This window comes from Paenibacillus cellulositrophicus (assembly GCF_009363095.1).
Lineage (GTDB): Bacteria > Bacillota > Bacilli > Paenibacillales > Paenibacillaceae > Paenibacillus_AQ > Paenibacillus_AQ favisporus.
The window spans coordinates 5,317,818-5,340,179 of record NZ_CP045295.1 but is presented as its reverse complement, the minus strand read 5'-3'; the positions used below and the strand labels follow the sequence as shown (position 1 = coordinate 5,340,179).

Below are 22,362 nucleotides of genomic sequence, written 5' to 3'. Positions count from 1 at the left end.
AAGCTGATGATTATCCGGGTGACAGCCGCGGATTCCCCGCTCTCCCCCCTGCCGGACAACACCTCAGGAGCTGATTATATACGTAACCTGGTGCGCTTGGTACAGTCTAACTGTAAACGATTACAAGGAGGATACCCGCGTATGACACCATCCACAGCTTTGCGTAGAAAAGAGTCTTTCGGCAGCCGCCTGTTTACCGTCGTAAACAGCCTCCTGCTCATTCTGATTTCCCTCATTTGCCTGCTGCCTTTTGTAAACGTGATTGCGAGCTCCTTCGCTTCCACCCAGGAAGTCGTGGCCAAAAAATTCATTCTGTTTCCGACGACGTTCTCTCTCGATGCTTATAAGTACATTTTATCGACGCCTACGATTTTTAAAGGGCTGGGGGTATCAATCGGGATCACCGTAGTAGGCACGATCGTCAGCATGATCCTGACGGCGCTCATGGCCTATGGCCTGTCCAGGAGATATCTCTACGGCCGGGGCTTCGTCAACTTCATCGTCGTATTCTCCATGCTGTTCAGCGGCGGCATGATCCCGACGTTCCTCGTCGTCAAAAGCCTCGGACTGATCGACTCCTACTGGTCGCTCATCCTTCCGGTCGCTATTAACGCGTTTAACCTGATTATTATGAGAAACTTTTTTCAGGCGCTTCCGGACGCGCTCGAGGAATCGGCCAAAATTGACGGATGCAACGATTTTGGCGTTTTCTTCAAAATTATGCTTCCGCTCGCCCTGCCATCCATTGCTACCATTTCGCTGTTCTATGCGGTAGCTTACTGGAACACCTATATGAATGCGATCCTGTACATGACGGATTCGACCAAGTGGCCGATCCAGGTGCTGCTCCGCCAGATCGTCATCGTCTCCAGCGGCATGCAGGCCGAAGGGACGTCCGTGGATGTCGTTCCGCCGGCGCAGACCATCAAAATGGCGGTGATCGTCATCGCGACTGTACCGATGCTGATCGCGTATCCGTTCGTGCAGAAGCATTTTGTCAAAGGGGCGCTGCTCGGCTCGGTCAAAGGGTAACGAACAGCAAAGTCTTGCATTCCGCTCAAGAAAGCAGCCCGGACGGAATTACAAGACTTTGTTTTTTTACTGAGCCTGTTTGACTTTGCGGTAATTTCCCGGCGTCACGAGTTCCTTCTTGCGGAAGGACCGGATGAAGTTTTGCGGATTGTGGTACTGGAGCCGCTCGGCGATTTCCTTGATTGTCATGTCCGTTTCAACCAGCCATTTCTTGGCCATCTCCAGCCGGTAATTCATCAGGTATTCGCTGAACGTCATGCCAAACTCCTTTTTAAAAATGCTGCTTAAATAGTTCGGATTATAATGAAGCCGGTCGCTGATCCATTCCAGGGACAATTCCTGGTCGTACTCCGTGCGGACGATCGTGGCGATCTTCTCGGCGAGGGAGCGGAACTGGCGGTTGGTCTTCTCCTTCATGCTGCGCACCATCGGCGAGATGACCTCCTCCACGAGGATCCGCTCGATCTCTTCCGGGTTGCGAATATCGAGCAGGCGGTGGTATAGCGCGTGATTATCCTGCGTCAGCAGCACCTCCACGCCGAGCAGCTGCTCCAGCTGGATTAGATTATTGACGAAACGCACCAGGGCCACTTCAAAATTCATCGAGTTTTTGTTCTTCTTCATCATCTCGGCCAGCAGCGGATACAGCGCCCGGGGAACCTGCTCTTCGTCGCCCAGCCGGATCGCGTCGAACAGTTGGGTTTCCAGCTCCGTCGGATAATGCAGAAGCACCGGTCCCGAGACGACCGTCTCGATGTCTTCATAGAAGATGATCGATTCTTTGCCCAGATTGAGCCGGTGCCGGAGCGCCTGCTTGCTCATTTCGCAAGCCTCCTTGCTCTCCCACAGATGCCGGTACGTCTTGCTGATGCCAAAGCTGACGGAGCAGTTCAAATAGTCGCGCGCCGTCATCATAATCGTTTTCGAAAAGGAGAGCACCTGCCTGCGAATATCCTGCTCCTCCTGGTCTGTAAACGTCAGGATGGTCGCCTGCGTGTTGTCGTTTAAAATAATCGGCAGCATGCGCCCTTCCTTCGGCACGACTTCCTCGACCATTTTGTTGATGGCGAGCAGCAGCATATCCCGGTCCGACGCCTCCCGGCCGCCGTAACTGTCCATCTGGATCAGCATCGCGACGAACGACGGCTGCGTCAGTTCCGGATAACCGAACCGCGGCAGCATCCGCTCCAGTTCCTCCGGGGACACCCGGTTCCGGAACAGGTTCAGGATCAGCTGCGTTTCCAGCTGGGGCAATTCGGCTTCCATCATGCTCTCCAGGTTTTCCTTCTCGGTGACGATCGTGTCGATGGAATGAAGGATGCCTTCGATTTCGTTCTTATACGGCAAATGGGAGCTGCGCGGCAGGCTGCGCTGGATTTGACGGATCGGCTTCGTGAAATAAACGGAGATGCCGTAAGCCACCACGATGATCAGCAGCGTAATGACAGCCACCATCAGCATGATTCCGTATTTGGTCGTCTTGAGCGCGCCGGAAATTTCCTTCTGATCCAGCAGCGTCACATAGATCCAATTGTTGTAGCTGGATTTGGCATAGATCGCTTCGGCCGACTGGCGCCCGGATGCGGTCACCTTCAGCCTGCCGGCACGATGATCTTCCCCGGCCGACTGGACGATGCGTCCAAGCTGGTCAGCGGACAGCAGCTGCTTGTCGGGATCGGTCTCGTACATCAGCTCTCCCTGCTTGTTTAAAATGATGACCGGTGCATTGTCCTCGGTCTTCAGGATCCGGTCGAGCGTGGACCGGGAAATATCCGAAAGGGCGATCGCCTGCTTTTGCTTGGAAAAGACCGGCAGCGTGTTCACGAAACGGATGCCGTCATCCGTTTTGATCCAGAACAGCCCTTTGTCTTTGTTATCGATGTAGGCCTCGTACAGCTTGCGCCGGTCGGCATCCGTCAAATAGGACAGCTTTCCGCTCGTAATCTGCCAATTCTGTACGAGGCTGATGAGCGAATACTCGGTCCCTTCCAGTCCCATCGTGGCGATATAGTTCAGCTGTGTATTGACGTTCCGGTATTCTTCGAAATCCTGTTCCGTGATCGGCCTTTTTACGACGGCATCAAACGAGCTCGTCGTGCTATATGTATTAAAGGCGTATTCGATTGTCTGGATTTTCTGCTCAAGCGAATTTTTGGTCTGGGTAATAAAGCTCTGCTTGCTGCCCGCCACCCGGTCGATCACCGAGTGGGTCGTATTGATATAAATGTAGCTGCCAAAACTGACGACCAGTCCGATCCCAAGGACCAGAATGGGAATAAACGTTTTATAAAACATGCGGCCTTTTTTCATTGTGATGCTCCTTTAGCCCGTTCTTGTTTCCAATTATAGCGTTTTCATGATTGGGTTGACAATATGATTCACGTGTGCATTTTTCCGGAATCATATTGACTTGAACCCTGTCTGAACTTAAACTGAAACCGTTAACAAATATTTCATGTCACGAGGTCATATGATTACGATTAAAGACATCGCGCGCGTTGCGGGGGTATCGCATACGACCGTTTCCAGGGCGCTGAACGGCAACCCGCTCATCAAGAAGGAAACCCGCGACCGCATTGAACGCATCGCCGCCGAACTTAACTACATTCCCAATTACAGCGCCAAGAGCCTGGTGATGAAGAAGTCCTACACGATCGGCCTGTTCTTCTCCAGCATCGACCAGGGAACTTCGGCCAGCTTTCTCGTGGACGCCATCAAGGGCATTCATCAGGTGCTCGACGAGAACTACAGCCTGACGGTCCATGGGATCGACAGCATCCGGCACTATGATGCTATAACGCCAAGGCGTTTCGACGGCGTGCTCGTCATGAGCCAGAGCGAAGCGGACAATGCTTTCATTTATCACCTGAAGCAGACCGGCATCCCCTTCGTCGTCCTGAACCGCCAGCTGGATGACCCCGGCATTCTGAACGTGGTCGCCAATGACCGCGAAGGCGTCCGGGAGGCGCTGGATTACGGCATCGGCCTCGGTCACCGGAAGATCGCCATCATTGAAGGCAAGGCCGGCTTCAAGTCGACAACGGAGCGGAAGCAGGGATTTATGGACAGTCTGATCTCCCACCGCCTCCCGCTGGTTCCGGACTATTTCACCGCCGGGGACTACGGGGTCGAAAGCGGCTATAACGCCATGATGTCGCTGCTCTCCCTGTCCGATCCGCCGACCCTGGTCTTCTGCTCGAACGACGATATGGCCATCGGCGCGCTGAATGCCTGTTACGCGCGGGGCGTCGCGCTTCCCGGACAGCTGTCGCTGATCGGGTTCGACGATATTTTGTTCTCGCAGTATACGTACCCGCCGCTGACAACGATCCGCAAGCCGATTGCCGATATCAGCAAGCTCGGCACCACCAAGCTGATCGAGCGGCTCGAGCAGCCGGACTCGGCGCCGGAACAGCTGTTTGTCCAGACGGAGCTGATCGTGCGGCAAAGTGTTGCGGCTGTCACATAGGAGGGGCAGCTGTAATGCCCTCGATTTTTTCGAGGCCGTCATTTCAAACATGATTTTTTTACACCAAAATGTTAACGTGTGCATAATGTTTATCATCTCTAAAGGAGGCTTGAAATACGTATGACATCACGTCTTTCCCGCAGCCTGTTTCCCGAACTCCCCGCCCTGCCCGAGCGCATGATCCAGTTTGGCGGCGGCAACTTTATGCGGGCTTTCGTGAACTGGCAGATGCAGCAGATGAATTTGAAGGGATTATTTAACGGAAGCGCCGTCGTCGTGCAGCCGACCGCACACGGCAAAAGCACTGCGCTCATGGAGCAGGACGGATTGTACACCGTGCTGCTTAAAGGGCGGCTTCAAGGACAGCTGGTCAACTCAAGCGAAGTTATCGCCACCGTCAGCCGGGTCATCAATCCCTACACGGATTATGAGGCCTACTTGAAACTGGCCGAACAGGACGAACTCGAGTTCATTACCTCCAACACGACCGAAGCCGGCATTGTGTATGAGGCCGGCCTGCGCCGGGAGGACGCTCCGCATTCCAGCTTTCCCGCCAAATTGACGGAGCTGCTCTACAGGCGGTTCCAGCTCGGCAAAGCCGGCTTTATCATCCTCCCCTGCGAGCTGATCGAGGACAGCGGCGAGAAGCTGCGCCGCTTCGTGCTGCAGCATGCCGCCGATTGGCAGCTTGGCGATGCATTTGCCGCCTGGGTTACGGAAGCCAACACGTTCTGCTCCTGCCTGGTCGACCGCATCGTTCCGGGGTACCCGCGGGATCAGGCGGACGACCTGGAGCAGAAGCTCGGCTATGAAGACCCCTTCATGGTCAGTGCCGAGCCCTATCATCTGTGGGTGATCGAAGGGCCGGCGTGGCAGCGGGAGAAGCTCCCTCTTGCCGAAGCCGGGCTGAACGTCATCGTCACGGATGACCTGTCGCCTTACCGCGAGCGCAAGGTTCACCTTCTCAACGGCCCGCATACGGCTATGGTGCCCCTGGGCCTCCTTGCCGGACTTGAAACGGTCGAGGACGTGATGAAGGATAGCGATTTGGGCCGCTTCGTCGAGGAGCTGATGGAAGACGAAATCCTGCCGGTGCTGAAGCTGCCGCGGGCCGAGCTGCTCGAATACGCGGCGGCTATCCGCGAGCGGTTCAACAACCCGCTGATCCGGCATGAGCTGGCATCGATTTCGCTGAACAGCATTTCGAAATTCACGGCACGCCTGCTGCCGGTGCTGATCCGTTACCAGCAGGCCCAGGGGAAGCTTCCCCGCCTGCTCGTCCTCTCCTTCGCCGCACTCCTCCTGACCTACCGCGGCGACCAGGTCGCCCGCCGCGATGTGCCGGAAGTGCTGGAGGCATTTGACCGGAACTGGATCGACCCGGAATCGTTCGTTACCGGCATTCTGAAGGAAGAACGGCTGTGGGGCATGGATTTAACGGCAGTTCCGGGTCTTAAAGCGCTGCTTGAGGAGCATATCGGCCTGCTGGAACGCGAAGGCGTCCGGGCCTCGCTCCATCAACTGACCTGAGGAGGATTGACATGAAATCATTGATGAAACTGAACCCGCGGGACAGCGTCGCCGTTGCCCTCCGGCCGATTCAGGCCGGGGAACCGCTGGAAGTGGACGGCGTGAAGCTCGAGGCACTCCAGGAGATCCCGCAGGGCCACAAAATCGCCCTGACGGCGATTCCCCCGGGCGATATGGTGATCAAATACGGGTATCCGATCGGCCATGCGGTTTCCGCGATCGCTCCTGGCGATTGGGTGCATACGCATAACCTCCGGACCAACCTGGACGGTGAGGAGGAATACGAATATCAGCCGGACCTTCACCCGATTTCCTACCCGAACCGGGGCCTCACTTTTGAAGGATACCGGCGGGCTAATGGCAAGGCAGGGATCCGCAACGACCTGTACATCGTTCCGACCGTCGGCTGCGTGAACGGCGTGGCCGAGCTGATCCTGCAGGAATTCAAAGCCGTTCACCCGGACCTCGGTCCCTTTGACAACGTCACGATCCTGAAGCACCCGTACGGCTGCTCACAGCTGGGCGACGACCACCGCCAGACCCGCAGCATCCTGCTGGACGCGGTCCATCATCCCAATGCCGGCGGCGTGCTCGTATTCGGTCTCGGGTGCGAGAACAACATCGTCACCGAGTTCCGTGAGCTGCTAGGAGACTACGACGAGTCCCGCGTCAAATTCCTCGTGGCGCAGGAGGTTGGCGACGAGGTTGAAGCCGGCATGGCCCTGCTCGAAGAGCTGTATGAAGCCGCAAGCCTCGACAAGCGCGAGCCGATCCCGCTCAGCGAGCTGAACGTCGGCCTCAAATGCGGCGGCTCCGACGGCTTCTCCGGCATTACGGCTAACCCGCTGCTCGGTGCCTTCTCCGATTTTCTCATCTCGCAGGGCGGATCCACGATCCTGACCGAGGTGCCGGAGATGTTCGGCGCCGAGCGCATGCTGATGGCCCGCGCCGAGAGCCGCGAGGTATTCGAAAGCATCACCTCGCTGATCAACGACTTCAAGCAGTATTTCATGTCCTACGGGGAGCCGGTCTACGAGAATCCTTCTCCCGGCAACAAGGCCGGCGGCATCAGCACGCTGGAGGACAAATCGCTCGGCTGTACGCAGAAGGCCGGCACCGCCCCGGTCGTCGACGTGCTGCAGTACGGCGAGAAGCTGCGCAAGAAGGGCCTCAGCCTGCTGCAGGCGCCGGGCAACGATCTGGTTGCGTCCTCCGCACTCGCCGCCGCGGACTGCCAGCTCGTGCTGTTCACGACCGGACGGGGCACGCCGTTCGGCAGCTTTGTCCCGACCGTCAAAATCGCCACCAACCATGACCTTTACAACAAGAAAAAGCACTGGATGGATTTTAACGCCGGGTCGCTGCTGGACCGTCCGATGCAGGAAGTGCTGGAGGAATTCATCGCCTACCTGATCCAGGTAGCGAGCGGCCAACAAACGCGGAACGAGCAAAACGACGTACGGGAGCTGGCCATTTTTAAAACCGGGGTTACCCTGTGATGTCGCTGGACTCTTAAATCCATTTCGATTTTATCCAAAGGAGCTGTGGACCATGTTCTTGAACGACGATTTTCTGCTGACGACCGATACCGCCCGCAAGCTGTTTCATCAGCATGCCAAAGACATGCCGATCATCGACTATCACTGCCACCTCGATCCCAAGGAAATCTATGACAACCAGAACTTCCGCAACCTGACCGAAGCCTGGCTCGCCGGGGACCATTACAAATGGCGGTTAATGCGGGCGAACGGCATCCCGGAATCCCATATTACCGGTGACGCTTCCGATTACGACAAGTTTCTGGCATGGGCCCGGACTGTCCCGAAAACGGCAGGCAATCCCCTGTACAGCTGGACCCATCTGGAGCTGCGCCGCTTTTTTGGCATTACCGAACTGCTGAACGAAGAATCCGCCCCGCGGATTTGGGAACAGGTGAACGCCAAACTGGCGACGGACGATTTCAGGCGGCGGAATATCATCAAGAATTCGGGCGTCAAGGTCGTCTGCACGACCGATGATCCGACCGATTCGCTGGAATATCACCAGCTGCTGAATAAAGAGGACACCGGCTTCCGCGTGTTCCCGGCCTTCCGCCCCGATAAGGCGCTGAACATCGACGCTCCCGGTTTTACCGATTGGCTGGAGCGCCTTGCGCAAGCCGCAGGCCAGCAGGTCACGACGTATGCCGAACTGCTGGATGCTCTGAAGCAGCGGATCGACTTTTTCCATGAGCAGGACTGCCGCCTCTCGGACCATGCGATCGATGTGCTGCGCTATCAGGAGGGCAGCGCCGAAGAGCTGGAGCGGATTTTTGCGAAAAGGGTGGCCGGCGAGACGCTCTCCCTGGAGGAAATCACCGTTTACCGCACGGAACTGCTGAGCGCGCTGATCGGACTGTACCACAGCAAAAACTGGACGATGCAGCTGCATATCCATGCCTTCCGCAACAACAATACGCCGATGTTCAAGCGTCTGGGGCCTGACACCGGGTATGACGCCCTGAACGACCTGCCGCTGGCCGGCCCGCTGTCCCGGCTGCTCGACCGTGCCGAATGCGGCCAGGGCCTGCCGAAGACGATTCTGTATTCGCTCAACCCGAACGACTATCCCGTCCTGCTGACCCTGATGGGCTGCTATCAAAAGGAAACGGCCGGCAAATTCCAGCTCGGTTCCGGATGGTGGTACAACGACACGCGCAGCGGCATGCGTCATCAGCTCACCCTGCTCGCCGACAACAGCCTGCTGGCCAACTTCGTCGGCATGCTGACCGACTCCCGCAGCTTCCTTTCCTATACCCGGCACGAATACTTCCGCCGCGTGCTGTGCGAGCTGATCGGCGAGTGGGCCGAGCGCGGGGAAGCGCCTGACGATGAGGCGCTGCTCGGACAAATCGTGGAAGATATCGCCTACGGCAACGCGGAGCGGTATTTCGGCTTCAAAGAGCTTGGCATTCCCGAAGCGCTTCGTTCCTAGGCATGAGCGTGAGGCAATGCTGAACGATAACCACCCCAAGCCTGCCGCCAGGCCACTTTTTGGTCTCTGGTAAAAGAAAGGGAGGACTCCGTTCTATGACCATGACGCTGTATATCGTCGGCGATTCCACGGCCGCCCTGAAGGGCGCCATCGAGAAGCCCATGACCGGCTGGGGCGAATACCTCCAGCAGCACCTGGATCCGGCGATCCGGGTAGACAACCGGGCGATCAACGGGCGCAGCACCCGCTCTTTTATCGCCGAAGGCCGCTGGGCCGCCGTGGAGAACGAGCTTCAGCCCGGCGACTACGTGTTCATCCAGTTCGGCCACAACGATCAGAAGCAGGAAGATCCGTCGCGCTTCGCGGATCCTGCTCCCGGCGGGGAATACCGCGCCAACCTGAAGCGGTTTATCGAATCGGCCCGCTCGCGCGGCGCCATCCCCGTGCTGTTGACTTCGGTCAGCCGCCGCCGTTTTACGGCGGAAGGATTGCCGGATCCCGACGCTGTCGGTCCTTACCCCGAGGCGATGCGCGAAACCGCCCGGGAGGCCGGCGCGCCGCTGCTTGACCTGTTCGCGGCTTCCCAGCAGCTGTATCTCCGGATGGGCCAGGAGGAGACGAAGCATCTGTTTATGCATCTGCCCGCCGGGTCCCATCCCAATTATCCCGATGGGATCGCCGACGACACGCACTTCTCGGATCGGGGTGCCCGGGAAATCGCCGCACTGGCAGCGGAAGCGATCCGGCAGTGCGAATCGCTGCCCGGACTGCACCCGCTGCTGCGCAACCTTGCCCCGACAAGCTGATGCGGCGAGTGGCTGCCTTGCCTGCTTATGATGGCCGTTGTCTGTCCGCAAGCTTAAAGCCGTCGCGGATTCACAGGGACCATGGCCATGACTTGCGGCTTTATTCCGCTAATAGACGCAAAAAGAATCCTCCGGGCCCATAGGGCTCGGAGGATTTTTCATCATAATATTCCGGTATTTATTTATTCATCATTCTAACCTGTTTCTGAATTAACGCACCGATCTGGACTCCATCTCATACTGCGTTTCCCGGGACTTGAAGGACAGCAGGAATCCAAACACCAGCACGATGCTCGCGAGAATGTACGGATAATTCACATTCATGTCAAACAGCGCCCCCGCAATGATCGGGCCGATAATGTTGCCAAGGCTCGTAAACGCGGAGTTCAGCCCCGCCACATAACCCTGCTCCTCATTGGCAAACTTGGACATCTGCGTCCCGATGGCCGGGCGCAAAATATCCATCGCCAGAAACAGAACGAAGGTCACGGCGACCATAAGCCAGAACGTATGCACAAGCAGCGTGAAAATAATAAAGAGGATTGATACGAAAATGCTGAGCGTGATGACTCTTTTCTCTCCGAACCGGTTCAGGATCCAGCCGAAGATGGTTATCTGCACCACCGCCCCGCAGACCGAGCCGAACGTAATGATAAAGGCGATATCCTTAGGCGTAAAGCCGAATTTATGATCGACAAACAGCCCAAACACCGTCTCGAAATTGGCAAGTCCGAACGAAGCGACAAACACGACGATCAGACTGATAAAATAAGGGGCCCGGTAGGCACCTGCGAGCTGGCGCAGCAATCCGGCCGGTGCCATCTTGCTATCCGATCCGTCGCTGGTCTGTGCCGCCTTCGGCACCTCCCGCAGGAAGAACGCGGTAACCGCCATGGCCAGCAGCCCGCCGACCGCGGCAGCGTAGAAAGGAACCCGAATGCCATATTCGGCAAGATAGCCGCCGATGCCGGGTCCGATGATAAAACCGGTCGTAATGGCAGCGTTGATGAAGCCCATCCCTTTCCCGCGCTCTTCCTCGCTTGTGACGTCAGCGGTATAGGCCATGACGGCCGGCATAACCAGAGCCGCACTCACCCCGCCCAGCATTCTCGCCAGGAACAGAAATGGCAGCGTGCTGGAAGCGCCAAACAACCATTCCGACACGGCGAACAGCAGCAGTCCGGCCAGGATGACCTTTTTGCGGCCGATGGAGTCCGACAGCCTTCCGGCGATCGGCGAAAAGACGAGCTGCGTAATGGAAAAGGCCGCGACCAGCAGGCCCAGCACGCTTCCGTTAATGTGCAGCAGATTCATATAACTCGGCATAATTGGAATGATAAGTCCAATGCCCGTAAAAATAATGAAGTTGTTGAGCATGAGGAGCAGAATAGCTCCCCGGTTTCTAACTAGCAGCGACATAAAAAAGCCTCCGTAAGCAAATTCAGCATGTATACTGAACGTTCGTTATGTATTATGGCGTGAGATAACGAAGACCATTCTCCGCTATCGTTCTTTTGCTTGCTTATCCGTCGCCACTCCGTTCAAAAAAACAGTGACGGCATCCCAGTACAGCAGGGTCGTCTTCTCAGGGTTTAATCTGCGCGACAGCTGATTGGCGCCGAAAAAGATCGCCTCCAGCACGGCAGCGAGCCGCTCCGCATCCCCCGGCATGAATTCGCCGCGGTCAATTCCTTCCTGCAGCAGGTTCTGATTAAACGCCAAATGCTTGACCTTCATCTCGGCCATACGGGATTCCACTTCGGATGTCTTTTCTTCGTTATGAAAAAATTCATCGGCTGCCTTCGTGAGCGGATGGTTCAAGTCGTCAGCCGCCAACTGTTCCGCCACAGCATACAGCTTCTCGGTAGTGGTCTTATACAAGTGCTCGTTTTGCTCCCAGTTCAGTTCCCATTCGCGGTCCCATTCTTCGAGCAGGTGAAGGAATAATCCTTCTTTGCTCTTGAAGTGATAGTAGATGTTGCCTTTGCTGCTCCCGGTCGCGGCCACGATATCTTCGATCGAAGTCGCCTTATATCCCTTTTGAATAAACAGCGCGCGGGCGGCATCTGCAATCTTCCTCTTGGTCTGTTCGCTTTGCAGCTGCTTCTGGTTCATGACGCTCACTCCAATACATATATATACCGAACGTTCAGTCAGTATTGTAGCACGGCATTTTTTTCATGGCAAGCCGCAGTTTATTTTTCCTGTGACACGATCTAAAAAAACCGGTCACCGGGGTATACCCGGTGCCGGTTTGCGTAAATGGTCTGGCGGCTCATATGATTGCTATGCCTGCCGTTACATGATTATTAATGTAACCTTGCCATCAATGAAAGAGACAACATCGTAATTGGACCAGCCCCAGGTCTCGATTTTCGTTCCGTTCACGGACTGGATATCCTTGGCGGCGGGATTTCCCCAGGACAGCAGCACCTGCTCCTTGGTCATACCGAGCGTTACATTGCCCGCCTTAATCTGGCTCCAGACCGAAGATGACCATTTATACTTCGTATAGGGATCATATTTCAAAAAGTAGGTCGAATCGGCAAACAACTGCGTCACTTCCGACGTATTCATGGCGTAGCTCTTCAGCGTTTTTCCAGCAGCCGATTTAAAAACGACGACAAAGCTTCCGGTGTCCGTGGGAAGAACATCCGTCACCGTGACTTTGGAGAACCGTTCCCAGCCATCAAAGTCGTTCACCCAATACGTTTTCCCGATGAATTTGGCCAGACTGCCCTGCATTGCTTTCTTGATCAAGCCCGCAGTGTCTTGGGAGACGATCGTCATCTTGCCCTGACCGATTGCAACTTCGGCCTGCCGCCATTTGGCATCCCAGGTTACCTTGGCCCCCAGCGTATCGGCAAGCAGGGAGGCAGGGATGTACGTTTCGCCTTTGTCGATGATTGGCGATGCTTTTAATGTCAGATTACTGCCGTTAAATTGGGCTGCCTGACTGCCGGCCTTAAATGACAGCTTCGCATCCCCGAGAGCAGCGTTCCAATTTCCGCCCGATACCTCAGCCGTACCTCCCAGCGCCTAGAACAACGTCTTGGCTGGAAGATATACGGTTCCCTTGACCTGTTTGGCATATTTCAACGGATCGCGGAGGCTGACTGTCACCGTCACGCTGGAGGAGACGCTGCCAGAAGTCACCGTCAGCTTCGTCTCGCCTACACCGGCCGCTTTCAGCTTGCCGTCAGGCTGCACTTTCAGCAGGTAAGGCTTGTCCATCTCAAGCTGCGCTTCCTTCAGAGGCACCTTCAGCTTGGCCCCGTTGGTATACGTCTCTTGAATATCGACCTGTACCGTATCGCCAACATACGGCTTCTTATCGGATACGGACATGGACACCGCCTTAACGGCAGGCACCTCCACCGGCTGGACCTCGCCGTCCTTGCTGATGACCCATGTCCCGTCGGTACGCTGCGCGTAAATGCCTTCGGCCAAGTCATCCTTATACGCATCTACCGCCGTCTTAACCACGTTGCTCAGCCCCTGAACCTGTGTGGTCAGCTTCCAGCGGTTGGAGTATTCTCCCGTCTGCCATACGGTTCCATCCTTGCGAGTCACGATCAGCACGTCGGTTGGTTCTGCGGAAACATAAGAAATATGTATCGCATCAGTAGCGATGGTTACCGGGATAACCCGGCCATTGTCGTCAAAGTTCGACATTTGATAGACCACGACTTCTCCACCTGTGTACAGCAGAGCGACGCGGTCATCATGCACGGCCATCGACTTGACCGATGCGGCATTGTTTACGGTTCCGACTTTTTTGTATTGATCGGTCTTGTACGGATCCTTGAACAACAGCTCTCCGCTCTGGGTCAACGCGGCAAAATCCTGTTCCCCGTAGCCAATCAGCGTTATTCCGCTAAGATTCTTCAGCTTGCTGTCACCGTCCCAGACGGTACCATCGGCCTGAAGCCGGTATGGCCCGGACACCTGCTTGATTCCGCTTTTCCCCTCAACCACATGCGGCTTCATGCCGATATCCCATTCAACCAACCGGCCGTCACGCGTAATGCCCAAGCCTTCGTACGTGTTCCCCGAAATCTCTTCGACCGAGCCTTTCGTATAGATGGTCCGGTTTCCGTCGACCATAGACCACATCGAGCCGTCACTCATCAGATACGTATTTTTGCCGGCGATGTCTTTAATCTGCAACTGCTGAGCCCCGTCGGCAAAAGCCGTCTGATGGCCGAAAGTCGGGACGGCACCCATCATTAAGGCACCTAGCGCAATCGTGGACAGCCTTCTTTTCCATGTTACGTTCAAGTTCATAACCCCTCTTTGTCATGTCATATTTAGGCAAATCCTTGTATGATTCGACACCATGGTAAAATATCCCTTCAAATCAAAAAACACGCCACTCATTATTGTGACGTGTTCCTTACAAATGAAAGGAATAACAACATTCGCTGACCCACTCAAATACGTTAACGCTCCGCCCGGGTCGATGCTTTTCGCCGTGCCGGCTTCTTGGCAACCCTTCCGTAGACGACCGGCTTGGGCAGGTTCACGCGGTAATCGATGATGCTGCCGTACTTGTCAGTCCGGATCGTGCAGCAGCTGTTCATCAGCTCCCGCACCATTTCCCGACCCCGCTGGACCCTGGATTTGGCGCCCGAATAAGAAATGCCGAGCCGCTCGCTCAGTTCCTTCTGCGACATCCCCTTCAGTTCGGAGAGCTCGACGGCCTCCCGGTACTTATCCGGCAGGTAGGGAATGACGCCTTTCATCCCGCAGATCGCCTCCTGCGAGAAAACTTCGCCTTCCTCTTCTACCATGCTTGGCAGCTGCTCCGGAAGTTCATCCAACCGTCTCTCCTTACGGAAGTGATCTGTCACCGCATTCCGGGCAATCTGATACAGCCAGGCCCGAAGCCGATCCAGGTCCTGCAGTTCCGGCAGGTGCAGGTAAGCCTTCATGAATACCGTCTGCACGATGTCTTCGGTATCGGGGTGGCGATTCGTTCGGCGCGCGACGAAAGCGGAAATCGGCTCGTGATATTGATCCCACAGCATTTCCGGCGTGATCGCCGGCCGGCAGCCATTGGCCTTCCATCCTGCAGCATCCGTATATCCGGCCTGATCTTCCGTCATCACGGAATGGTTCACGGCTGTGTGTACCTGCTTCGGTTCATATCCCTTTTCCTGTGCTGGTCTATCCTGCATTATGACATCTCCTTCCCCGTAGTACACGGCTTTTTTATATTTATCCTGCGTTGAATATAAATTTTTTAAAAAATTCCCGCACTTTTGCGTCTTTGATCGGGTTTCCCCGTCTCCATCAATATAACAAAAACATTCATCGACGTACATCTGAGAAGACAGACCGCCTTTAGCGGAAGTTTTTCTTGCGAGATCAGGATGTTTGGCCACTGAAGCTTACATTCTGATCTCTTAACAAAAACATTCATCGACGTACATTCACAGAAGACAGACCGCGTTTAGCGGAAGTTTTTCTTGCGAGATCAGGATGTTTGGCCACTGAAGCTTACATTCTGATCTCTTAACAAAAACATTCATCGACGTACATTCGTAAAAGACAGACCGCGTTTGGTGGAAGTTTTCCTTGCGAGATCAGGATGCTTGGCCTCAGAGGTTTATCATTTCTAATCTCTTAACAAAAACATCTACCGACGTACATCTCAGAAGACAGACCGCGTTTGCAAAAGAAAGAACGCGTTTGGTGGAAGTTTTTCTTGCGAGATCAAGATGGTATGACCACTGAAGCTTATCATTTTGATCTCTTAAAACAAAACCTGGAGGGATAAAAAATGAAATACAATTTGTTGGGAAATACAGGCGTGCTGGTATCGGAGATCGGGCTGGGAGCCATGACCTTTGGCGGCGGCGGACAATGGGGCGTTTTCGGCGGACTGGGAGAGCAGGACGCTGCACAGCTTGTGTGGCAGGCGCTCGACGCTGGGGTCAACTTTTTTGATACCTCCAACATTTACGCCGGCGGACGCTCAGAGGAAATTCTCGGCAAAGCGCTTGGGGCGAAGCGGCAGGACGTCATTATTGCCACCAAGGTGAGGGGGCGTACGGGCAGTGGCCCGAACGACCTCGGTTTGTCCAGACTGCATATCATGCGCCAGGTTGAAGAAAGCCTGAAACGGCTCGGCACGGACTACATCGACCTGTATCAAATCCATAACCCGGACCAGCTGACCGATTGGGAAGAAACGCTACGGGCACTGGACGACCTGGTCAGCAGCGGCAAAGTCCGCTACATTGGCTCTTCCAATATGACCGGCTGGGAGCTGATGAAAGCCCGGGGCATTTCCAGGGAACTCGGCCTGCACGCCTTCAAAAGCAGCCAGTCCTACTATTCGCTGGCCGGCCGTGACATCGAAAGGGAGATCATTCCTGTCCTGAAGGATCAGAACATGGGACTGCTCGTATGGAGCCCGCTTGCCGGCGGCTTCCTGTCCGGTAAATACGCGCGCACGCGTACCGGAAACAGCGAGGACCGGCACACCAAGTTTGCTTTTCCACCGGTAGATCTGGAAAAGGCGTACTCCATCATCGACGTGCTGGAGGACATCGCAAAGAATCGTGAGTCCACCGTGGCCCGCATCGCCCTCGCCTGGGTGCTGAACCAGCCGGCGGTAACCAGCGTAATCGTCGGCGCCAAGCGCCCAGATCAGCTGCAGGATAACCTCGAAGCCAGCGGCATCGTGCTGACAGATGACGAGCTGGCCCGTCTGGATGAGGTGAGCCGGCTGCCGATTGAATATCCGGCGTGGCCCTTTATGGAAGAGGATGATTCGATTATCCGTAAGCATCCTTGAGGCTTTGAGCCATATGCCATCGAGCTGGGTTTACATGAGGCGGGCACGCGTTCGCGTTCAGCGGGAGACTTTCCTGCAAGCAGAAATGGTTCAGCCTGACTAAGATATTTATTAATTTCTCATGATCTTGAACAGCCTCTAAATATAGCAAAAAGCCGCGGAGCCCTGCAGTTAGCCAGGTACCCGCGGCATTTCACATTTCCGGACTGGATCGATCGTATGCTACACTTCACCCCAGTACAATTCCGTTTCGTAATCGAAGCTGACCATTCCGTCCACCTGGGTCCGCTCAAACAGCTCCTGCAGTCCCTGCTTCATGCGCTCATGGTTCGGCTCGCCCTCGGCCGGCACATAGGAAGACGACATAGCCCTGCCGATCAGCTCCTCCACATTAAACAGCTGGCGGTTGGCAAATACGGCGGTATGCATATTCCCATCCCGGAAAAATGGCTGCAGCTGCGCTCCGGAAATGTTTTTGTGGGTCATTTTCTCATAATCCTTACTGAACTGCTTCAGCAGCTGCTCGTATCCCTCCAGAAAAGGCGTACCGCTCGTGAGCCGGGAGTTCCAGATCAGGACGGCTTTGCCGCCGGGCTTCAGGATCCGGTGAAACTCCGCCTGCGCGGCCGGACGGTCAAACCAATGAAACGATTGGGCGCAAACGATGAAATCGACCGCGTCCGCAGGCAGCCCGGTATCTTCGGCAGCGCTGGCGTGCGAGCGGTAATTCGACGACCCGCCGAGCTCTTGCTCCGCCGCTTCCCGCATGGCTGCGTTGGGCTCTACGGCGATAACCTTGCTGCCCCGCTCCAGCAGCAGCTTGGAGAAAATGCCCGTACCCGCGCCGATATCGGCAACCACCGAATCGGCCGTCATGCCGACTACGGAATAGAGGTAATCCACCGCCTCCGCAGGGTAGCTTGGGCGGTACTTGACGTAGTTCTCCACCCGGTTTGAAAATCTTGCCTTGCTGTCACTGCTCATCATGCTTCACGCTCCTTTAGCATCGTTAGATCATGCCCTCGCATCGAATCACGAACCTGCATCCTGCTGTACTTTCTCGATGATATGTTTCACAGAATGAAACACAGTTCCATTAATTACTGTCTTGATTATAGAAAACCCTGCGTTTTGTTGCAAGACCTAATTTAGATAAGCGAAGTCATCTCACTGTTGGCAGATCCCTTCAAGCGCCAACCGCAAGCACAAAAAAGCCGTCAACCCTGCATAACAGAGGCTGACGGCTTTCTTGTTTGTCCCCCGGCCCGGAGAGCCCGGCTGTCTAGTTGGCTTCAGTTAGTCCAGCGACACGGCAAGGACCGGCCCGACCTACTGCTTCAGTCCAGCGCTCCGGCTACGACGCTCCCCCGGAACAATGTAGCCACCCGGGGTGATTTGCGGGCGACCGCTTCGGCCGAGCACGACGCGTCGACCAGCGCAAGGCTCGCCTCGTCGCCGATCCGCGGCCAAGCCTGGCGGCCTTCGGCATCAAGCGGCGTAACTCCGCCCGTGATGTACTGCAGGCCCTGCGCGAGCGCCTGCTCGTTCACCCAGCCGGAGATTTCGGCCAGGCGGCCGGCGCGCTCAAGAATGTCGCCGGTGCCAAACGGCGACCATACGTCAAAGACGTTGTCGCAGCCGACCGACACGGATACGCCCCTGCCTTGCAGCAGGCGTACGGGCGGAAACTTGCGGTTCATCGGCACGCTCGTGATGATGCCGATCCCGGCTTCCGCCAGCATGTCTGCGGCCGCTTCGGCCTGCCCGGCGGGAATGTCGCCGAGGCAGAACGCATGGCTGACAGCGACCTTGCCCGCCAGACCGGCATCCCGGGTGAGGCTGGCCAGACGCTTCAGCGTAAACAACCCGAGATGATCCGGGTCGTGCAGATGCAGGTCGATCCCCGCGCCTTCGGAGGCCGCAAGCTCCACCATCGTCCGCAGGGATTGTTCCACATCCCCGTCGACCGTCGCCGGATCGACCCCGCCGACGAGCGACGCCCCGCTGCGCAGCGCTTCCCGCACCAGCTCGGCAGACTGCGAGCGCAGAAGCCCCTGCTGCGGAAAAGCGACGATTTCATACGTCAGCTTGCCTTCAAACGCCTGCAGCGCCTTCTGTACCTCTTCCATTTGCTTGAGGCCGGCCTCCGGGTAAATGTCCACATGGGTCCGGACGTGAGTGACTCCGGATCGCAATGCCGTCTCCAGATACAGGGAGGCCCGCTCGGCGATGGAAACGGCATGCTCCGCATGCAGGCGCTTTTCCTCATCCAGCCGGTCAAAAATATGCTTTGCCGGCGTAACCGGCCGCCACTTGGAACCGAGCAGCGTCTTGTCCAGATGGCAGTGCTTCTCGATAAAAGAAGGAAGCGCCAGATTCGACTTGGCGTCCAGTCGCGGCAGATCGTCCGTAATCGCCTGATTCGCCGGAATTTTATTCGCGATCTTGCCGTCCCGGATCAGGAGATGGCACAGCTCTGTTTCCGTACCGGTCACCACGCCGTTGTCGGTTTGGAGTCCGCTCTCCAGGCGGACATTGGTTAGCCAAAGAGTTGATTGCATCGATATCAACATCCTTTCTATTCTATAGATTGAACTAAAAGTTTCACATTGTATTTAGTTCATTCTATGGGGTAAAAGAAATTCAAAAGAAGTTATGCCCTCATGTCTATTTCATACCGAAAACGGGCTTGCCCCGATGCAGAAGAGCTTTCCGCGCTGCCCGCCTTGCCACGGCTTCCGCCGAGCAGCTGGCGTCCACAAAGACGGCGCTGGCCTCGTCCCCCGGCATCGGCCACACCCGGCGGCCTTCCCCGTCCAGCGGGGTCCGTCCGCCGGTCACAAAGCCGAGGCTGGCGCCAAGCGCCGCCTCACTGCCCCAGCCGAAACGCTCGGCAAGCGTTCCGGCCTTCTCCAGGCTGTCCCCTTTGCCGAACGGGGACCAATGATCGGTGATGCTGTCATGCCCCAGCTCCACCCGAACCCCCTGCTTCGCCAGCATCGGGATCGGAATCGTCCGCCCGAGCGGTACGGACGACGTGACCGAGATGCCAAGGCCCGCCATCCGGGCGGCTACCGCAGCCGCCTCCTCCGGCGGAATGTCCGCCAGCGCCAGGGCGTGGCTGACCGTGACTCTGCCCTGCCATCCGGCCTGCTCGGTCAGATCCGCGAGGCGCTGGATCGTAAACACGCCCAGGTGGCCCGGATCGTGCAGATGCAGGTCGACCCCGGCGTCCGCCTCTACGGCAAGCTCCATCATCGTGTTCAGCGACTTCTCGATGTCGCCGTCCACCGTGGCCGGATCGACGCCGCCTGCCAGGGAAGCCCCGCTGCGCAGCGCCTCCCGCACCAGGCCGGCCGCTTGGCTGCGCAGCAGCCCGTGCTGCGGAAACGCCACGATCTCGAAGGTGGCGCGGTCCTTATAGGTCTCGGCCGCACGCAGCGTCGCTTCCAGATTGTTCAGCCCGACAACCGGATCGATATTGCAGTGGGTGCGAAAATGCGTCGTCCCGGACGCAAGCAGCAGCTCGATAAGCCGCTCCGCTCGGTGCTGCGCCGTCGGCAGCAGCTTGGGCAGCAGCGCCTCCTCCTCCTCGATCCGGGAAAAGATGCCTTTGGGCGCAGGTCCCGGTGCTTTCCATGGGCCGCCGTAATACGTTTTGTCCAAATGAATATGCATGTCCCGCATCGCCGGAAGCATCAAAGCCCCGCCCATGTCCGTTTGGGGGAAGCCGTCCTCCGGCAGCGTATCCGCCGGCCGGATTTCGGCGATGCTCCCCTCCGAAATGCGGATATGGTACAATGCGGTTTCCGTGCCGCTGACGGCGTCTCCTTCGTAACGCCAGCCGGTCTCCAGCCGGACATGGGTCAGCCATAATGATGAATGTTCCATCAAGCCCTTCCTCCTTTGGTGGTCCTTCGATAGAAGCGCAGACTTCCCTGCCTCATATCCCGTATGCTAACATGGGATTTGATATATGAAAAATATTTATAATATTTGAAATACAAAGGTTTTATATATACATTGAGCAGAATTGACTGGAGGGATGACCCATGGATGTCAGACAGCTGAGGTATTTTACGATCATCGTAGAGGAAAAGCAGATTTCTGCCGCAGCCCGAAGGCTGCACATGTCGCAGCCTCCGCTGAGCCAGCAGTTAAAAGCACTGGAGGACGAGCTTGGATCGGCTCTTGTGGAGCGGAGTGGCAAGCATCTGGAGCTTACCGAAGCGGGCAAGGCACTATACAGCTACGCCCTGAAGCTGCTGCAGCTGATGGACGAAGCAAAGACCGAGGTTCAGGAGATCGGCAGCGGCTTTAAAGGGGTGCTCCGCATCGGCATCAACACCCTGTCGTCGGTGGACCTCCCCGATACGCTGATGCGGTTCAAGGAGAACTATCCGCAGGTCACCTACAAAATCCAGCAGAACGAATCCGCCCAGCTGTGCAGCATGGTCAAGAGCAGGGTGCTTGAGCTTGCGATCATCCGCCTTCCGCTTGCGCTGGACGAGTTCTCGGTGCTTCATTTGAATACAGAGCCCTTTTATCTGATGGCATCCAGGCAGCTTATCCCTGAGCCTCTTGCTCCGGAGATCCCGCTTGAGCAGATTCGAAACTACCCCCTGATCCTTCCGAGCACGGAAGGACTCGGCGTCCACTACACCGTCCTGATGGCCTGCGCGAAGCACCGTTTTGAGCCCAGGATCATCGCCGAATGCTCGGACATTCCCCTGCTGCTATCTTTGGTGTCGAGCGGCTTTGGGGCGGCGGTCGTCCCTGAGACGATCGTAAAGCTTCATGCCAGCCATGATGTCAAGGTTGCGAGAATCGCGGACCCGGACTTGTCATCGCCGTATGCTTTGATCTGGCTGAAAGAGCACCACCTGTCCCAGGCGGCGCGGCATTTTATCGACATGATCTCCCCGCCTGCATCAAGGGAATGACAGTGTATAAACAAAGGATTGCAAACGAAAAAGCCCTCCCGCATATCGGAGAGGGCTTTGGCTTGACACTACTTTATGAATAATTGCATGGACTTACCGTAAAAAACGTTGGAACGGCCGCCGCTTCTTTTTTAATCAGTTAAACCCGTCGTATGTCACAAACTCCGCCACGGGCTTCCGGTAGCCGCGCGGTCTCTGTCTGCCCGTATCCTCCTTGCCGATCGTAATCAGCATGGCGGGCACATACCGGTCCGGAATGTTCAGCACCTTCCGCAGCGCTTCCGGATCAAATCCGATCATCGGGCAGGTGTCCCAGCCCCGGTCCTTGGCGATCAGCATAAACAGCATCGCGGACAAGCTGGCGTTCCGGATGGCCTCATCCCGCTTGAACGTGTCGCCCCTGCTTTCATACATGTCTGTTACGCTGCTGACCGTCTCCTCAAATTCGCGCTGGTCGATAACACCAAGGCTGAGCAGCCCTTCGTTGATCGGTCCCACATTGTGGTAGGCTTCAAGATCGCCCAATACGGCGATGACGGCCGAGCTCGTTAACACTTTGTACTGCTTGAATGCTGCTTCATGCACCTGTTCCTTCTTCGTTGGATCGATGACGGGAACGTAGTGAGCGTGCTGCAGATTGAAGGCCGAGGGTGCAAATTTGACGAGGTTGAACATGTCGTCCAGCTCCTGCGGGCTGATGGTTACGCTCGGGTCGAATTTATTAGCGGATCTTCTTGCTTTGACAAGGTCTGTAAAGGACGTCATGCTGTTCGCCTCCATATGTATAAATTTCCAACTGGCTAC

At 56.3% G+C, this 22,362-nt stretch carries 18 protein-coding genes and 1 pseudogene; 8 read left to right on the top strand and 11 right to left on the bottom strand.

The genetic code is table 11. The annotated features are described in order from the left end of the window. Positions 1-141: 141 nt before the first annotated feature. Positions 142-1,032: a carbohydrate ABC transporter permease gene (locus tag GCU45_RS24410; protein WP_105441654.1), complete on the top strand. Its 891-nt coding sequence runs from the start codon at positions 142-144 to the stop codon at positions 1,030-1,032. Between the two features lie 66 nt (positions 1,033-1,098). Here the strand turns inward: GCU45_RS24410 and GCU45_RS24405 are convergent, their stop codons facing one another. Further along, positions 1,099-3,342, bottom strand: a complete 2,244-nt coding sequence (locus GCU45_RS24405; protein WP_152401165.1) for a helix-turn-helix domain-containing protein — start codon at positions 3,340-3,342, stop codon at positions 1,099-1,101. 160 nt (positions 3,343-3,502) lie between these two features. On the opposite strand from GCU45_RS24405, the gene GCU45_RS24400 reads away from it, so the two are divergent. From GCU45_RS24400 to GCU45_RS24380, 5 genes are all read left to right on the top strand, one after another. Beyond that, a complete protein-coding gene (locus tag GCU45_RS24400; RefSeq protein ID WP_152401163.1) occupies positions 3,503-4,501 on the top strand; it encodes a LacI family DNA-binding transcriptional regulator in 999 nt (332 codons plus the stop codon). Between the two features lie 120 nt (positions 4,502-4,621). Then, positions 4,622-6,031, top strand: coding sequence for a tagaturonate reductase (locus GCU45_RS24395; RefSeq protein WP_152401161.1), 1,410 nt, complete (start codon positions 4,622-4,624; stop codon positions 6,029-6,031). A gap of 11 nt (positions 6,032-6,042) precedes the next feature. After that, complete coding sequence (locus GCU45_RS24390) at positions 6,043-7,530, top strand: UxaA family hydrolase (protein WP_152401157.1); 1,488 nt, start codon at positions 6,043-6,045, stop codon at positions 7,528-7,530. 52 nt (positions 7,531-7,582) lie between these two features. Then, positions 7,583-9,004 (top strand): glucuronate isomerase, encoded by a 1,422-nt coding sequence (gene uxaC, locus GCU45_RS24385; protein WP_152401155.1) that lies wholly within the window; start codon positions 7,583-7,585, stop codon positions 9,002-9,004. Positions 9,005-9,105: 101 nt separating this feature from the next. Next, entirely contained in the window at positions 9,106-9,810 is a 705-nt protein-coding gene (locus GCU45_RS24380; protein ID WP_244364237.1) for a rhamnogalacturonan acetylesterase, read from the top strand. A 210-nt stretch (positions 9,811-10,020) separates the two neighbouring features. On the opposite strand, the gene GCU45_RS24375 is transcribed toward GCU45_RS24380, so the two are convergent. From GCU45_RS24375 to sigZ, 6 genes and pseudogenes are all read right to left on the bottom strand, one after another. Beyond that, entirely contained in the window at positions 10,021-11,229 is a 1,209-nt protein-coding gene (locus tag GCU45_RS24375) for an MFS transporter (protein WP_152401153.1), read from the bottom strand. Positions 11,230-11,313: 84 nt separating this feature from the next. Beyond that, positions 11,314-11,925 carry a TetR/AcrR family transcriptional regulator gene (locus GCU45_RS24370; RefSeq protein WP_152401151.1) on the bottom strand — a complete coding sequence of 204 codons (612 nt, stop codon included), beginning with the start codon at positions 11,923-11,925 and terminating at the stop codon, positions 11,314-11,316. A gap of 183 nt (positions 11,926-12,108) precedes the next feature. Next, positions 12,109-12,570, bottom strand: coding sequence for a hypothetical protein (locus GCU45_RS34285; RefSeq protein WP_244364235.1), 462 nt, complete (start codon positions 12,568-12,570; stop codon positions 12,109-12,111). A gap of 69 nt (positions 12,571-12,639) precedes the next feature. Then, positions 12,640-12,846: pseudogene (locus GCU45_RS34430) on the bottom strand (stalk domain-containing protein); the annotation flags it as partial. A 3-nt stretch (positions 12,847-12,849) separates the two neighbouring features. Next, complete coding sequence (locus tag GCU45_RS34275; RefSeq protein WP_244364233.1) at positions 12,850-14,091, bottom strand: hypothetical protein; 1,242 nt, start codon at positions 14,089-14,091, stop codon at positions 12,850-12,852. A 161-nt stretch (positions 14,092-14,252) separates the two neighbouring features. Then, the gene (gene sigZ, locus GCU45_RS24360) at positions 14,253-14,990 is read right to left on the bottom strand and encodes an RNA polymerase sigma factor SigZ (protein ID WP_167527208.1); all 738 of its coding nucleotides are present in this window, start codon (positions 14,988-14,990) and stop codon (positions 14,253-14,255) included. A 605-nt stretch (positions 14,991-15,595) separates the two neighbouring features. Between sigZ and GCU45_RS24355 the strand changes: the two genes are divergently transcribed. Then, positions 15,596-16,615: an aldo/keto reductase gene (locus tag GCU45_RS24355; protein WP_152401148.1), complete on the top strand. Its 1,020-nt coding sequence runs from the start codon at positions 15,596-15,598 to the stop codon at positions 16,613-16,615. 222 nt (positions 16,616-16,837) lie between these two features. On the opposite strand, the gene GCU45_RS24350 is transcribed toward GCU45_RS24355, so the two are convergent. The 3 genes from GCU45_RS24350 to GCU45_RS24340 all read right to left on the bottom strand — a co-directional run bounded on the left by GCU45_RS24350 (position 16,838) and on the right by GCU45_RS24340 (position 20,506). Then, on the bottom strand, positions 16,838-17,602 hold the full coding sequence (locus GCU45_RS24350) for a class I SAM-dependent methyltransferase (protein ID WP_152401147.1): 765 nt from the start codon (positions 17,600-17,602) through the stop codon (positions 16,838-16,840). Positions 17,603-17,952: 350 nt separating this feature from the next. Beyond that, positions 17,953-19,176 carry an amidohydrolase gene (locus GCU45_RS24345; RefSeq protein WP_152401145.1) on the bottom strand — a complete coding sequence of 408 codons (1,224 nt, stop codon included), beginning with the start codon at positions 19,174-19,176 and terminating at the stop codon, positions 17,953-17,955. 106 nt (positions 19,177-19,282) lie between these two features. After that, the gene (locus GCU45_RS24340; RefSeq protein ID WP_208837066.1) at positions 19,283-20,506 is read right to left on the bottom strand and encodes an amidohydrolase; all 1,224 of its coding nucleotides are present in this window, start codon (positions 20,504-20,506) and stop codon (positions 19,283-19,285) included. Between the two features lie 161 nt (positions 20,507-20,667). On the opposite strand from GCU45_RS24340, the gene GCU45_RS24335 reads away from it, so the two are divergent. Next, on the top strand, positions 20,668-21,558 hold the full coding sequence (locus tag GCU45_RS24335; RefSeq protein ID WP_152401141.1) for a LysR family transcriptional regulator: 891 nt from the start codon (positions 20,668-20,670) through the stop codon (positions 21,556-21,558). 135 nt (positions 21,559-21,693) lie between these two features. Here GCU45_RS24335 and GCU45_RS24330 read toward each other — a convergent pair whose 3' ends face one another. After that, positions 21,694-22,323, bottom strand: coding sequence for a nitroreductase family protein (locus GCU45_RS24330; RefSeq protein ID WP_116232374.1), 630 nt, complete (start codon positions 22,321-22,323; stop codon positions 21,694-21,696). Positions 22,324-22,362: the final 39 nt, after the last annotated feature.